This window comes from Testudinibacter sp. P27/CKL/0425, assembly GCF_052931395.1.
This window is the reverse complement of the sequence record NZ_CM128801.1, coordinates 1,745,667-1,761,378: the sequence shown is the minus strand read 5'-3', so window position 1 is coordinate 1,761,378 and position 15,712 is coordinate 1,745,667. Positions and strand designations below refer to the sequence as shown.

11 protein-coding genes and 1 pseudogene are annotated in these 15,712 nt (G+C 43.9%); 3 read left to right on the top strand and 9 right to left on the bottom strand.

Going from position 1 to position 15,712, the window contains the following annotated elements; genetic code table 11:
• Positions 1-26: 26 nt before the first annotated feature.
• Entirely contained in the window at positions 27-719 is a 693-nt protein-coding gene (locus ACUHGC_RS08775) for an aspartate/glutamate racemase family protein (protein ID WP_446832960.1), read from the top strand.
• Here ACUHGC_RS08775 and ACUHGC_RS08770 read toward each other — a convergent pair.
• The 4 genes from ACUHGC_RS08770 to ACUHGC_RS08755 all read right to left on the bottom strand — a co-directional run bounded on the left by ACUHGC_RS08770 (position 716) and on the right by ACUHGC_RS08755 (position 5,072).
• A complete protein-coding gene (locus ACUHGC_RS08770; RefSeq protein ID WP_446832959.1) occupies positions 716-1,372 on the bottom strand; it encodes an MFS transporter in 657 nt (218 codons plus the stop codon). The two genes, ACUHGC_RS08775 and ACUHGC_RS08770, sit on opposite strands and share 4 nt — an antisense overlap.
• Positions 1,345-2,331 carry an ABC transporter transmembrane domain-containing protein gene (locus ACUHGC_RS08765; RefSeq protein ID WP_446832958.1) on the bottom strand — a complete coding sequence of 329 codons (987 nt, stop codon included), beginning with the start codon at positions 2,329-2,331 and terminating at the stop codon, positions 1,345-1,347. Before ACUHGC_RS08765 ends, ACUHGC_RS08770 begins: the two co-directional genes overlap by 28 nt.
• On the bottom strand, positions 2,328-2,960 hold the full coding sequence (locus ACUHGC_RS08760) for an ABC transporter ATP-binding protein (RefSeq protein WP_446832957.1): 633 nt from the start codon (positions 2,958-2,960) through the stop codon (positions 2,328-2,330). The genes ACUHGC_RS08765 and ACUHGC_RS08760 overlap by 4 nt, the downstream gene beginning before the upstream one ends.
• Before the next feature lie 78 nt (positions 2,961-3,038).
• Complete coding sequence (locus ACUHGC_RS08755; RefSeq protein WP_446832956.1) at positions 3,039-5,072, bottom strand: TonB-dependent receptor; 2,034 nt, start codon at positions 5,070-5,072, stop codon at positions 3,039-3,041.
• Between the two features lie 200 nt (positions 5,073-5,272).
• Between ACUHGC_RS08755 and ACUHGC_RS08750 the strand changes: the two genes are divergently transcribed.
• Entirely contained in the window at positions 5,273-5,863 is a 591-nt protein-coding gene (locus ACUHGC_RS08750; RefSeq protein ID WP_446832955.1) for a TetR/AcrR family transcriptional regulator, read from the top strand.
• A 67-nt stretch (positions 5,864-5,930) separates the two neighbouring features.
• Positions 5,931-7,463 (top strand): carbon-nitrogen hydrolase family protein, encoded by a 1,533-nt coding sequence (locus ACUHGC_RS08745; RefSeq protein WP_446832954.1) that lies wholly within the window; start codon positions 5,931-5,933, stop codon positions 7,461-7,463.
• 25 nt (positions 7,464-7,488) lie between these two features.
• Here the strand turns inward: ACUHGC_RS08745 and ACUHGC_RS08740 are convergent, their stop codons facing one another.
• The 5 genes and pseudogenes from ACUHGC_RS08740 to dapB form a co-directional block, all read right to left on the bottom strand.
• The gene (locus tag ACUHGC_RS08740; RefSeq protein WP_446832953.1) at positions 7,489-10,578 is read right to left on the bottom strand and encodes a type I restriction endonuclease subunit R; all 3,090 of its coding nucleotides are present in this window, start codon (positions 10,576-10,578) and stop codon (positions 7,489-7,491) included.
• A gap of 90 nt (positions 10,579-10,668) precedes the next feature.
• Positions 10,669-11,682 carry an SIR2 family protein gene (locus tag ACUHGC_RS08735; RefSeq protein WP_446832952.1) on the bottom strand — a complete coding sequence of 338 codons (1,014 nt, stop codon included), beginning with the start codon at positions 11,680-11,682 and terminating at the stop codon, positions 10,669-10,671.
• Positions 11,683-11,684: 2 nt separating this feature from the next.
• Positions 11,685-13,064, bottom strand: coding sequence for a restriction endonuclease subunit S (locus tag ACUHGC_RS08730; RefSeq protein WP_446832951.1), 1,380 nt, complete (start codon positions 13,062-13,064; stop codon positions 11,685-11,687).
• Positions 13,054-14,712: pseudogene (locus ACUHGC_RS08725) on the bottom strand (class I SAM-dependent DNA methyltransferase); the annotation flags it as partial. The pseudogene ACUHGC_RS08725 and the gene ACUHGC_RS08730, both read right to left, overlap by 11 nt.
• Before the next feature lie 184 nt (positions 14,713-14,896).
• Positions 14,897-15,712: a 4-hydroxy-tetrahydrodipicolinate reductase gene (gene dapB / locus ACUHGC_RS08720; RefSeq protein ID WP_446832950.1), complete on the bottom strand. Its 816-nt coding sequence runs from the start codon at positions 15,710-15,712 to the stop codon at positions 14,897-14,899.

Sequence of the window (15,712 nt, the reverse complement as noted above, 5' to 3'; positions counted from 1 at the left end):
GAGAATTTGTCGTATAAGGAATAAAGATGAAAAAAATCGGCATTATCGGCGGCATGAGCCCGGAAAGTACCGCACTTTATTACACGCAAATTAATCGCGGCATCAATCAGCGTTTGGGCGGCAATCACAGTGCTGATTTACTGCTGTATAGTGTTAATTTTGAAACCATTGTTCAGATGCAAAAAAACAACGCATGGCAACAAGCCGGGGAACACTTAGCGCAAAGTGCGGTTATGTTGGAAAAAATGGGCGCAGACGCTTTGATTTTAGCCACCAACACCATGCACAAAATTGCTGATCAACTTGAATCTGCCTGCCACATTCCGTTATTACACATCATTGATTGCACCGCACACGCCATTCAGCAAGCAGGCTTAAATAAAATCGCCCTACTCGGCACGCGCTTTACCATGAGCGACGGCTTTTATAGCGAACGGATGCAACGTTTTGGGATTGAATTGCTGACGCCAACTTCAGTACAACAGGACGAAATTCACCGCATTATTTTTGATGAACTGTGCCTAAGCCAAGTCAACACAAGCTCGCGTGATTATTATCTTAATGTGATCGAACAGCTAAAATCACAAGGGGCGCAAGGCGTAATTCTCGGCTGTACTGAAATTTGTTTGTTGATTAACGCGGATAATTCCCCCCTGCCGGTGTTCGACAGCACTGAAATTCATACGCAAGCGGCGGTGGAGTTTATCCTGAAAGATTAGTGATAATCTTGTTTTTTAATCCAAACCAACAACCATGTTAGCAGCGCAAATCCGGTTGCCGATAAATAAACGACACTGTAGCCCCAACTATTTGCTATCCGCAAAGCGAAAAATCCGGCGAGATAAACGCCGAGCAAAATGACGCTATACTGCAACGAAGTATCCAGCGTGGTAAAGTGCGGTTCGGCTTTATCCATTAGCAATGTCAATACAATCGGCAACAAAAAACTATAAGCAAGGCTGAGTAAAATAATCGGCAAAGCAATCCATCTTGAGCTAAAAATACTCCATTCATCGCTATAAACAAAGGCAAAAATGAATATAACCTGAATCAATAAAATACTATTTATAACCTGAAAACGTGAATATTTTTGCATCAAGTAGCCGGACAGCGGCACAACCACAATACAGACCAGAGGCACTACGATTGCCAACAGCAAACCAATATTCTGTGGTTGCCAGCCCATATCACTCAATCTTGGAATAAATGTGGTGGCAACCAATGCACACGGAATACAGGATAGAAACAGTAGGAAAAACCAGTGATAACCGATGTCTGAACGCTGCCAAAACGTCAATAACCGTTTGAATAATAACGGAAGGCTCAAATTGTCGTTGCGAATTTCTACGGCTTGCTCGCGATAAAACAACAACTCACAAAAATTTCGAGTAGCGATGACATCTGTACAAAAAAATTCAATACATCAGCCGCTCTGGCAATCATAACCATCACTGCAGCCAATAATGCCCAGCTGGCGCTGCCGTCAGTGACCCACAAGCCAAAAATCAAAATAATTAATAAGCTGATTTGTACGGTCGAGGTAATAATCAGATTCGGAATTTCACCTTTTTTAGTCCCGATACGTTGAATCACGGCAACATCTTGTGCAACCTGATCAAAACGACTCATTTTGTCATCTAACCGTGCTGTTGATTTCAGAACCTCTAGCCCTTGAATAAATTCAACCGCCTCACCTTTTAGTCTCTCATTTGCTTCAGCCAATATGCTGAAACCACGTCTAAAGGCTTTGCTCCGCCACAAATACAATGGGATCGTCAGCGGGAAAATAATCAAAATGACCACTCCAAACCGCCAATCAAACAACAAAAGTGCAAGTGCGGTTGCGAACGGGATGGTAATTGCATAAATAATCGTGGTCATCAAGGTAAACGCGTATGCAGCCGCCTCATTGACGCTTTGAATCAATACCGAATTCAATTCACCGGAACGAAATCCACTCAAAACAGCCAAAGGAACGCGGCGTAATTTAGTGCCCAATGCCGTCCGTAGCTGGTTCACCGCCAAATTGGCATACCCTTTCGTATCATATTGATCCGATACAATTCTCAACGCGACACTGATTGCCAGCAATAGCAACACGAGCAAGGTATAACGTAGAGTTGCTGCGGAATGATGACTTTCCATTGCTAAAAACAGCGGGTATAGCAACGCAAGACTAATACCGAATACCGCTGCCGAACACAACGCCAACCCTAAACTGAATAACAGCCGCTGCTTTTGACACCCCGCCATCTGCAACAAGTGGCTGTAAGTCATATATAGCCCCTTGGTATGTTGAGTCGTTTGATTAAAATAGGTTTGCAGATTCATAGAAGATCCGTTTTTGCTGTTGCAGGCAGTGTCCACGCTTTTGCCTGTTGATAATCATGCCACAAAGTGCGGTATGGCTCAGAAGTGCTTAATAGTGTCTGATGATCGCCTTTCGCGATAATTTCACCTTGTTGCAAATAGAGAATTTGATCGGCGGGCTTTATACTGGATAAACGGTGAGCGATCATAATCACGGTTTTATTCTGCATTAATTCATTAAACACCTGCACCAAATTCGCTTCATTGCGGGCATCGGAGAATGCCGTCGGTTCGTCAAGAATCAAGATTGGGTGGTTTTGCAAAAAGGCTCTGGCAATGGTTAATCGCTGTTTTTGTCCGCCGGACAATAATTGCCCTCGCTCACCGACATGAGTTTGATATTGCTGCGGCAGCGTCATAATAAAATCATGAATATGCGCTTTTTTAGCCGCTTGGATAATATCTTCCGGATCAGCATTATCCAGTCCGTAAGCAATATTCTCTGCGATAGAACAGGAAAACAGGAAATTGTCCTGAAACACCACCGAACATCGGGTCATCAGATCTTGCGGATTCATCTGCCGAATATCCACGCCGCCTAAGCGAATGCTGCCGGAACTGACATCCCAAAAACGTAATAATAGGTTCATCAAGGTTGTCTTGCCCGAACGACAATTTCAATTGTTTAGCTACCGGTTGGCAAATTTCAGCATGATTCAAACTCATGGCTAGAATCTCACTTCGGTGGATAATCCGATCACTCGTGGCTGTAATTTAAACGCTTCCCCGCGATCATTTGTCGGCATGAAAATATCATTACGCGCATTGAAGATATTATCCGCATACAACATTACCCTTCCTTGTTTAAAGTTATAGGCAAGGTAAGCATTAGCCTGCGAATAACCTTTAATTTTGCCAACTTCACTGTTACTGGCAGCAGAATAATAGTGATCGACAAAATAAACATCGCCACCAAGCTCCCAATGATTCAGGAATTGATAACGCCCACCTAGCGTTACAGTGTAACTTGGCGAGCGGCTAAGTTTATTGCCTTCAATGCCACTGTCCGGATATTTCTTAATTTTGGTTTTAAGCAAGCCAACCGCAGCATAAAGATTTAAATTTTCGGTAGCTTGCCAATCGACATTGGTTTCTATCCCGTATGTCGCAACATTATCTGCATTGCGGATCACTACGGAGTCGGCAGATAAATAATACGGTAATTGCATATCCTTATAATCGTTATAAAAAAGATTACTGCTCAGCTTTAAGCTGTTATTTGGTGATGCCCAACGATGATAAAGCTCATAATTCCAAACATATTCCGGCTGATATTCATACCCGGTAAACGGCTGCGCAAAGGTGACACCGGCGCCACCCGGATTGTAGCCGCGCCCGACTTTAAAGCCTAAGCGTTGCTTTTCCGCAATATTCCAACCCAAATCGATTTTGGGTAGTAAAATATTCAGTTTTTTATCAAGATCGATTGCGAATAAGGCACTGCCGCCCTGCCGCTGATGACGTTCCTGTTCATAACGTGCGGATACGGTAATATCAACGTGCGTATTTGGTGCAAAGGTTATTTCACCGAAGACTGCTTTGGTCTTGGTTTTATCTTTAAAAATATTGTGGAAAGTGCGGATATCGACGGTTTCATCTTGCTTGGCTTGAAAATAGAACAAACCAAATAAGCCCGAATATTTACCATCTTCAGTTTTAAACTTTGCGACCGGCTCAACCTGCCACTCCCGTCCGTCTACTGTCGCGGGTGCCCCAGCCGGCGCTGGCACTGTCAAACGGCGGCTATGATAGTTCGAATAAATCAGTTTATTTTCAAATTTCCATACATCGGAAATTTGCCAACCAATATCCCAAATATTACTGGTGGAGCCGGTTTTAATCACCGGACGCTCCGCGGAAAAACGCACATTGGCGATCGGCTGGTTTCCAGCCTCATTTTGTGGGATTCTGGAATCAATATGGTGCAAGGTCAAACGGCTATAAACCTCAGGGAATGCTGACGGTGTCCATAATAATTTAGCGCGAGTCGTGGTCGTTTTATACCAACGCGGATCGCCGACAGGTTCGTAAGAAATTAATTTAACAAAACTTTTCCGCTGTTGCTGATCAACACTCAACCGAAACGCTAACTCATCGTTGACTAACGGTCCTGAAAGCATTGCAGCAAGCTGGCGCGTATTTTGATTGCCAATATTTAATTTAGCAGCCCCTTCCCATTCATGGCTCGGATCATTTGAGGTCATCACCACCGCACCGGCAATTGCATTGCGCCCTTGTGCATAGCTCTGTGCGCCGCGATAAACTTCCACCTGCTTCATATCCCACTGCGATTTAACACTATGAGCCAACTCGCCGTAAGTTGATGTTCTTCCGTCGATTGACATATTCAGTCTCGGACGCGTACCGGCCAAAAAAGCAATCGCGCCGGTTGCCGGCCCGGAGCCGTCAACCCCGCGTACGGTCGGCAAATCATTGCCGAGTCCGGTATCTAAAATATTCACAGTTTGCTTCAATATCCTGGTCGTTGACGTACTACTAGCCGCTCGTTGCAAATCACTTGCGGTGGTAACCTCAAGACTGGAACTGGTTGCAAATTCGGAACGTTCGGTTTTTTCACCTGAAACAATAATTTCCTCTAATTGCTCAACCATTTTTTCAGCGGGTTTTTCTACCGCACTTATCGTACTGCTGATAAGACAGCTACTGACGAATACTGCACATGGGGTTAAACGAAATAACATATTTTGCCTCCAGCTTGAACTGCGATTATTGGATAGATAAATTTGGTCTAAGGTTTACAAAATCAACTTTTTTATGTAATTTTTGTTAATATAAAATACCACGCATCAAAATGCAAATGATAATAAGTCTTAATTGATTGAGATTGAATAAAATCTGCGGTTTCGGTATGCTTAACACCGATAAAAAGAAGGGATAAAACATGAAAAAAGCAGATGTGATACAACAAACCGCACTTTCATTGTTTTCACAGTATGGTTGGAAACACATTTCAGTGAATGAAATCTGTCGTCAAGCTAACGTCAGTCGAGTAACGTTTTACAAGCATTTCAAAAATAAGAAAATACTGCTAATGCAATTGCTGGAAGCACAAAAAAATGAAACTCGCGCTGAATTTGAACGTTTTTTAGCAGAGGAAAATAGCTTAGAGCAAATTATCAACCAAATTTTTGAAATGCATAAACAGACGCTGCAAGGGCTATATTCACAACCTATGCTGGCTGATTTCAGCCGCTATCCCGATCTTGAACTAAAGCAGTTTTTTGAGGCTATGGAGCAGGAAAAATACCAATTTATGCATGGTTTTTTCAGTCAATTGCAGCAAAAACAAATTATCCAAAATGATTTTCCAATTGGCTTAATTGATATTTTTATTCGAAAAATAGATGAGCTGATTAAAGATCCAATACTCTTCCAAATTTACCACGGAAAAGAATCCGAATTGCACGAGAATGCAATACAATTATTAATGCACGGCATTGCTTATAAAAAACCAAGTATTGACAAAATTTGATTTTTCCATTCGATCGTTTTATCCTGAAATCAAGCAGTTAATTTAATCAATGACTGGAAGGTGCCGAATGGAAACCAAAGATATTGGGAACATCGAACTGACTTACCTCACCCTGAACGATTATCAGGAACTCAAAGACGCGATGATCAGCGCCTATTCGCTGTTGCCGAATGCTTATTGGAGCGAAGAGGAAATCACACGGCTGATTAACAAATTCCCCGAAGGCCAGGTGGTGATTAAAATCAATGATTGCCTCGCGGGCTGTGCGCTGTCGATTATTGTGGATTACAACAAATACGGCGACAACCACACTTACCAAAAAATTACCGCCAATGATACCTTTGATTCGCACACCGACAAAGGCGATATTTTGTACGGCATTGACGTGTTTATCAAACCTGAATTTCGCGGTTTGCGGCTAGGGCGACGGCTGTATGATTACCGCAAAGATCTGTGCGAAAAACTGAATCTGAAAGGCATTTCCTTCGGCGGGCGGATTCCCAATTATCACAAATACGCCGATCAACTCACGCCAAAAGCCTATATTGAAAAAGTACGGCGCAAAGAGATTAACGATCCGGTGCTGAACTTTCAAATGGCGAACGATTTCCACCCGCGCAAAGTGCTGAAAGGCTATCTGGAGGGCGATGTCGCCTCAAACGAATATGCGGTGCTGATGCGCTGGGATAATATCTACTACGAGCCGCCGAGCGATTTGGCAACCCAAAATAAAAAAGATGTGCGCTTGGGGTTAATTCAATGGCAAATGCGCCCCTATCGCAATGTTGATGAACTGATGCAGCAAGCAGAATATTTTATTGACGCCGTTTCGGGTTATCACTGCGATTTTGTGCTGTTCCCCGAATTTTTCAATGCCCCGCTGATGGCAAAATACAACAGCTATGCCGAACCGGACGCAATCCGCAAATTGGCGCAGTACACCGATGCCATCGTCAGTAAATTTGAGGAATTGGCGATCAGCTATAACATCAACATCATCACCGGCAGTATGCCTGAAATCAAAGACGATCACCTGTATAACGTCGGCTATCTCTGTCGCCGCGACGGCAGCACCGAACGCTTTGAAAAACTGCACGTTACCCCCGACGAAGCCAAACTCTGGGGCATGATCGGCGGCTCACAGCTGAAAACCTTTGATACCGACTGCGGCAAAATCGGGATTTTAATCTGCTACGACGTGGAATTTCCTGAACTTAGCCGCTTGCTTGCCGATCAGGGCATGGACATTTTATTCGTTCCTTTCCTGACTGACACCCAAAACGGCTTCTCACGCGTGCGCCACTGCGCGCAAGCGCGTGCGATTGAAAATGAATGTTTTGTGGCGATTGCCGGTTCGGTCGGCAACCTGCCGAACGTGCACAACATGGATATTCAATATGCCCAATCGATGATTTTCACCCCGTGCGATTTCGCTTTCCCGACAAACGGCGTGAAAAGCGAAGCCACTCCCAACACCGAAATGGTACTGATCGCCGATGTCAGCATCGACGAACTGCGTGAACTGCACGAATTCGGCAGCGTGCGCAACCTCAAAGATCGCCGCAGTGATTTGTATCAGTTGCGTTGGAAGAAAAAGTAGCAGAATGAGGGGAAGCAAACTTCCCCTAATCCCCCCAACTTTCCGCCAAAGTTTCCGCTTGGGTCATCACTAAATTAATCGCCTGTTCTGATAAATCAGGCGGATATTTGTAACGTTGTAACAAACGCCTAATCTTCAGGCGGATTTTTGCCCGCACATCGGACCGGTGTTGCCAATCAATGCTCACTGAGCGGCGCAATTGATCGGTTAATTCTTTTGCCAATTGCAATAAAATCGGTTCGCTTAATTCCCGCACCGCACTTTCATTGTCGGCAAGTGCATCATAAAACGCCAGTTCGTCCGCATTCAAGCCCAACTCCTCACCACGAGCTGCCGCCTGTTGGAATGATTTTGCCAGCTCGATCAACTCCTCGATCACCTGCGCGGTGCTGACGGTGCGGTTGTGGTATTTCACCAAGGTTTCCTGCAAACGGGTTTGAAAATCCTTTTGCGCAGTAATGTTACGCTGCATTTTGCTTTTAATTTCATCTTTCAGCAGCTTCTGCAGCAGTTCTGCCGCCAGATTTTTTTGTGGCATTCGCTGAATGTCTTCCAAAAATTCTTCAGACAACAAACTCAAATTCGGCTTTTCCAGCCCCACGGAGGCAAAAATATCTTCCACCCCATCGGAACTGACCGCATTATTGAGAATCCCGCGCAATGCCGCTTGCTTATCTTGTGCTTGCGCCTTGCCGCTCACATCGGTGTGTTTCATCATCACCGATTTCACCGCCACAAAAAACGCCAACTCTTGTCGATAAACCGCACTTTTGTCTAATGTGGCGCACAGTGCATAGGCTTTTGAGGCTTTCAGCACTTCATCAAGAAAGCGATCTTTGCGTTTCTTGCCTAAACTGACCAAGTGATTCACCGCATTCGGTAACAGCCGCATCGACTCGGTGGCAAATGTGCGGTAATCAAATGGCTGCCCCTCAACCGGCGTGGCAAACATACTGCGAATAATATCCATACTCTCACATAGCATCTTAAAGGCTTCCTCGCTGTCATGCACCGGGTTGCCGCTGCCGTTTGAATCAGTATAATCACGCACCGCTTTGCGTAAATCTTCGCCGATGCCGATATAATCCACCACCAAGCCGCCGTTTTTACCTTGAAACACCCGATTCACACGGGCGATTGCCTGCATCAGATTATGCCCTTTCATTGGCTTATCGACATACATCGTATGGCAGCAAGGTGCATCGAACCCTGTCAGCCACATATCACGCACAATCACGATTTTCAGCGGATCATTTTCATCTTTAAAGCGTTTTTCTAACCGTTTTTTCATCTCTTTGGAATACAAGTGCGGTTGAAAATGCTGCGGATCGGCGGCAGAGCCGGTCATAATGATTTTCAGGCAGCCCTGCTCAGGATCATCACTATGCCATTCGGGGCGAAGTGCGGTCAAATGCTGGTATAAACGCACGCAAATATCGCGGCTCATCGCCACCACCATTGCTTTGCCGTCACTGAGTTCAATCCGTTGTTCAAAATGGGCGATTAAATCTTCCGCCAGCTGGCGCAAGCGGGTGTCCGTGCCCACCAATTTTTCTAAACGGGTATATTGTGCCGATTTGTCGTCATCTTCTAAAATTTCATCAGCTTCTTCGGCTAATTGGCGAATATCATCGCTTAAATCCAAACGCACCGAACGGGATTCATAATAGATCGGCACTGTGGCTTTATCTTCCACCGCCGCCTGAATATCATAAATCGACACATATTCGCCGAACACCGCCCGTGTATCTTTATCCTCAAGGCTCACCGGCGTGCCGGTGAAACCGATAAACGCCGCATTTGGCAACGCATCACGCAGATGTTTGGCATAGCCGTATTGATAGCGGTTATTTTTCACGTCAAATTTTGCTTGCATGCCATATTGCGTGCGGTGTGCTTCATCGCTCACCACCACCAAATTATGGCGCTCATTCAATAATGGGTGCGCCGTTTCGCCCTCTTGCAAGCCAAATTTTTGAATGGTGGTGAAAATCACGCCGCCACCGGCACGGCTTGCCAACATTTCCCGCAATTGCTCACGGTCGTTTGCTTGTTCCGGCGTTTGGCGTAACAAGGCTTTGCCATCGCAAAAAGTTTTGAATAGTTGCCCGTCTAAATCGGAGCGATCCGTTACCACCAAAATGGTCGGATTTTGCATTGCCGCCTGTGCGCTGAGTTTCGCCGCATAGCACAACATCGACATCGACTTGCCCGATCCCTGTGTGTGCCACACCACGCCCGCTTTCTTGTTGCCGCCCTGCTGCGCTGCCAACACACTGGATTGCACCGCCTCACGCACGCCGTGAAATTGATGATACGCCGCAATTTTCTTGATGATTTTGCCGTTGAATTGCTCAAAGACAATAAAATAGTGCAGATAATCCAACAACAATTCCGGATTAAAAAAGCCTTTTACCATCGTTTCCAACTGCCAATCGACCACAGGGCGATCACGCTCATTTTTCAGCGTGCGCCACACCATAAACCGCTCAAAGTTGGCAGTGAGCGAACCAATACGAGCCTCTAAGCCATCACTGATCACCGACGCCTGATTAAACACAAACAGATCGCTAATTTCGTCTTTGTAGGTTTGCAACTGAGAAAAGGCATTTTCGATGCCGGCTTGTTCATCTATGGGGTTTTTCAGCTCAATCACCGCAATCGGCAAGCCATTAATAAAACAGACCACGTCAGGGCGGCGGTTGCCTTTGGTGCCGCTCACCACAAATTGATTAATCACCACAAAACGGTTATTGCGCCAGTGCTGAAAATCCAATAACTGTGCGTGAGTGTTTTTTTGTTGTTCACCTAGCCGAAACGCCACCGGCACGCCCTCACGCAAATAGTGGTAAAACCTGTGGTTACGCTGCGCCAAATCGCCGTTTTCCGCCCGACAAACGGTCGCCACCACATCTTCAACCGCACTTGGCGGCAATTCAGGGTTCAATCGCCGCACGGCTTCGCTCAAGTGCGGTCGCAACACCGCCTCATGAAAATGGCTACGCCACGGATTCACCCCGTCCGGCGCAACCTCATAGCCGCAAGCATATTGCCAGCCTGTTTGTAGAAACCATTCAATACAATGCTGCTCTAAGGCGTTTTCATTTAGCTGCATGGGTTTGTTCCTTTTGTTTTTGTGTAAGCTAATCAGCATATCTGCAAACCAAATAGTGATGATGTAAAGCTAGTAAGCCCTTCTATAAGTTCACTCATTATTCTCGGAAATATATTCCAATAAACTCCAAATACAAATATCATGATTGCCCTTATAAAAGATTGGATATATATTTGAGCCAGCTAGTTCTTTTCTTTTTCTCTTAATATCTTCATCACTCATTCCCTCCGAACTTAAAAAGGCATAATGGTTAATATTTTGGTTATCAATTTGTTGTAATGTCTTAATAGTTCTATCTTTACCTAGGCTACACCCCATAAATAAAAGTGGTGTTCTTGACAACTCTTTTATAACATTATGAACATCTTGCTCACTGGAATAATGACGATCATATTCAGACTTAGTTAATACTCGATTATCTATATCATCTGCCTTGCCATGCAATTTAATTAATAATTTTTTCTCACTACTAAAATCTCGCATAATCGCCTTTGAATGAGAGCATGAATATTCTTCATCAAATGAACAATATTTTTCAAACACCTTTTTTATTAGTGGATCAAAGTTTGTTGTTACTACGTTATTACTAGGGAAATATCTAGGAAGCATAGTAATAACTCCCTTTATATATTCAACATTAGATGGGGAATAGGTATTTCTCAAAAATTCATTAAATTGTCGTTCACCCATATCATCATAAATTAACTGCATGGCTTCTTCATAATTACCCGCTGATAAAAATTTATCAAACTCCTGTTTATTTACGCCACTTTTCTCTTTAAATTTATCTAACAATTCACTCCATAATTTAAATCCTGATGATTTTGAAAGTCCTGCACCAATAAAAGGTGTTATCCCCTTCTTAAAGATATCTTTTAATACATTTAATCTTTTGCGATCATCTTCATTAAGTGATTGCAATACCTCTTGGATTGTTCTACTTTTCCAATCCAAATAAAATTCATTATAAGCATCTTCATCAATTGAAAGTAAAATATCACCAATTCTATATGTGCTTTCATTTATTTTCATCATATCATTTTCTATGATTGCAGAAAGTCCGCCATGGAATATATCTTTTAAAAATTCATCAGAAACGTCCATAACTAGCCAGCCAGAATTTTATTAATTAATAGGTCTCTTGTATTTGATAACATCTCGACATTACTACTATTTATTAAGATTTCATCTAACATAGGTTTTATCATTTTTTCAAAACAAATATTAATTTTTTGTTGAGGAATGACAATTTGGTAGTTGAGAATATCTCTTGTACTGATGTTAACTTGCGCAGATCCTTTCGCATAAATTTCCACATTCTTTTTAAATTCAATTCTACGAGATAAACAATAGATCAAACAGTAATAATCCAGATCTTGATTAATTTTATAAGGGATAAATTTAGCAACCCTTTGATTTAGCATTGCTATTTGATTATTAGGCATTCGACCAACCTCTCCAACATAATTGCCTGTTAATCCAATCAGAATATCACCAGTCCTAACAACAAAATCAGATTTTGAATGTTGATAATCTTCAGCAACAAAGCCATTACCATAAACCTCTATAATCATTGGTTTAACTGAGCCAATTTTAATAACAGGTAAACCTCTCTCTTTCCATTCAGAACTTTTAAAAGCATAACCATTTTGCATTGAACAAATATCACTTAACGTCCCTACTCTCCACCCCCTCGGCACTTCAACCCCATCAATTTCCACCAATTCACTTGGGAGTGCGGCGGCGAGTTGTTGTAGCTGTTGGTAGCGTTCGAGGTTTGTAGTTTTTAGGGTTTGTAATTCCGCTTTGGATTTGCCCGAAAGTGCGGTCATGGCGGCGATGTCGGGATCATCGCCCTGTGCCAATGCCGCAATTTTGGCACGTACGGGATCAAAATCAATAAACCAACTTTTAAACATCGCTTGTGCGATTTGTTCTAGGGTTTGGTTGATTTGAGTGTTGAGTTCGATTTTTTTTGTATAAGTCTCAATTTTTTTTGTAGCTTGCTCAAAATCATAAATAATTTTCTTTTGCTTCTCTAATGAAGGAACTTGTATTTTTATTTGATTTAAATCTCGAAAAGTAATCGCAGGCATTGCGGAAGATGACTGCGTTTTCATTAAATATGAATATATTTTTTCTTTAGATAAAAAATAGAATAAATAGTCTTTACTCAAAATGTTTTCATCTAATATAGTAATTTTGAAAAGATTATTTGCAAGATAACCTTTAATTCCTCGAACAACTTTACCTGCTGTTCGAGAGCCATAACGAATCATAACGACATCATCAACATTAACACCATATCGCTCACTCACATTTTCAATATAGCGTGGTGGTTCATTTGACTTTGTATAATCTACAATTCTAATAAATCGTCCACGACTTGGTGAATTACTTAAATGCTGTCTATCTACTGGCACTTGTATCCCTTGAGAGAATGTAACAAGCTCTTTTAATTCAAATTCTTTCCATTCACTCATCATACCCCAATCCCTCCAAATTCGCTTTAATCTTCGCTTCTAATACCGCACTTTCAGCAAACTGTTGATGTAAAAGTGCGGTGAGGGTTTGCATTTTTTCAGCAAAGGGAATGCCGTCGTCTTGTTGTGCTTCTGCGCCGACATATCTGCCCGGTGTTAATACATAGCCGTTTTTGGCAATTTCGGCTAAATCGGCGGAATAGCAAAAACCGGCAACATTTTGATAATCTAGCATTTGTTGCCACACCTGATAGGTGCTGACAATGTGCTGAATATCCTCTGTGCTGAAATTACGCTGGGTGCGATCTTTCATATAGCCGATGTTGCGCGCATCAATAAACAGCACTTCGCCACGGCGGGCTTTGGCTTTATTTAAAATCCAAATACAGGCTGGAATTTGGGTGTTGGTGAACAGTTGTCCGGGCAGGGCGATCATCGCTTCGACTAAATCGGCGTTCAGAATCACTTGGCGGATTTCGCCCTCTTTACTGCTGCTGCTCATCGAACCGTTGGTAAGCAGCAACGCCATTCTGCCCTGTGGTGCGAGGTGATGGATCATGTGTTGCAGCCACGCAAAATTGGCATTGCCTTTCGGCGGTGTGCCATATTGCCAGCGCGGATCGTGCGCCAGGCTTTCACTCCACCAGTCCTTAATATTAAACGGGGGATTTGCCATAATAAAATCGGCACGCAAGTCGGGGTGTTGGTTGTCGCTGAAGCTGTCGGCGTTATGCTTGCCGAAATTGAATTGCAAGCCACGAATCACCATATTCATCGCTGCCAGTTTCCAGGTGGTCGGGTTAGATTCCTGCCCATAAATGGAAATTTTGCTTTTTTGTTGCTGCGGATCATAGTGTTGCTGGGCGGCGTGCTGTTCGATAAAGCATTCACTTTGTACAAAGAAGCCGCCTGCGCCCATTGCGGGATCATAAATCCGTCCTTGGTAAGGTTGAAGCAGTTCAACAATCAGGCTAACAATCGCTTTCGGAGTGAAATATTGCCCGCCCTTTTTACCCTCGGCAAGGGCGAATTGACCGAGGAAATATTCGTAAACATGCCCCAAAATATCTTTTGCCGCCAGATCTAACGGTTTGCCGTCTAATGTCGGGCGGTGAAATGCGGTGTCGGAAAACAGGTTAAACAGCCCGATCAGTACCTCATCTTTCAATTGATAGCCACTGATACGTTGGATCACGCCTTTCAGTTTTTCATTGCCCGGTTCACGTTCAATCGCATAAAACGCATTGTCGATCAACCCGCTCACGGAAGTGAGTTTATCACCCCACGGCAAGGTTGAGCCGCTCGGCAGCGTGATCACCTGTTTCAAATTGCCCCAGCGGGCTTTTTCCGACACCCAAAAAACATTCTCGCTTACATAGTAATCCCGCAGCTCCAACTCTTGCGCAAATACGGTTTGGAATGCGGCTTGATCGGCGAAATCGTCCGGATCGAGAAAAAATTCATCATCGGGATCAGCAAAGCGTGTTGTCAGCTTTTCTCGCTGTGCGTCAAAGGCATCAGAGATATATTTGAGGAAGATTAACCCAAGAACAATGTGTTTATAGTTAGCGGCGTCCAGCTGATTGCGAAGTTTGTCGGCAGACGTCCAGAGTTTGCTCTCAAGTTCAGTTAGGAATGCGTGTTGTTGTGCTGTTGTGCATTATAAATAACATAACAATCTCTCGTTAAATTTTCTTGATATTTTACAAAGTGTTACCATTTTAATTTAAATCAAAGGGAACTGAAAAAACTTTAAAATTATACCGCACTTTGTCATCGGGCGGATAGAAAATCCGCCCGTTTTGCTTATTGAATTCATGCGAATGCGTGTTGGATCACAAATTATTCAAATCCAACACATCGGTCATATCAAACAACCCGTGTTCTTTGCTTTGCAGCCATTTTGCGGCTCGCACTGCGCCGTTGGCGAAGGTCATACGGCTGGAGGCTTTGTGGGCGATTTCGACTCGTTCGCCCTCATCGGCAAACCATACGCTGTGTTCGCCGACCACATCGCCGGCACGGATCGTGGCAAAGCCGATTTCATCGCGTTTGCGTTCGCCGGTGATGCCTTCGCGTGCGAATACGCCGTGGGTTTTCAGATCTCGCCCTAAGGTTTTGGCAATGTGTTCACCCATTGAAAGTGCGGTGCCGGACGGGGCATCGACTTTGTGGCGGTGGTGCGCTTCGATCACTTCGATGTCGCAATAATCGCCCATCACTTTGGCGGCTTTTTCCAACAGTTTAAACACCAAGTTCACGCCGACGCTGTAGTTTGATGCAAACACGATGCCGATGTTTTCTGCTGCGTTTTGAATCGCTTGTTTGCCCGCGTTATCAAAACCGGTGGTGCCGATAATCATTTTTTTGTTATTGGCGACACAAAAATCCAGATAGCCGACAGTGGCTTCCGGACGGGTGAAGTCGATAAGCAGATCGAACTGATCGACAACTGCCGCTAAATTATCGCTCACCGCAACATTCAATTTACCAACTCCGGCAAGCTCGCCTGCGTCAGTGCCGACCAAACTTGAACCGGCGCGCTCTAATGCCACGCCCAGCACCACGCCTTCGGCATTATTCACCGCTTGAATTAATTGGCGCCCCATTCTGCCGCCTGCGCCGGCAACGGCAATTCGTAAAGTTGTCAT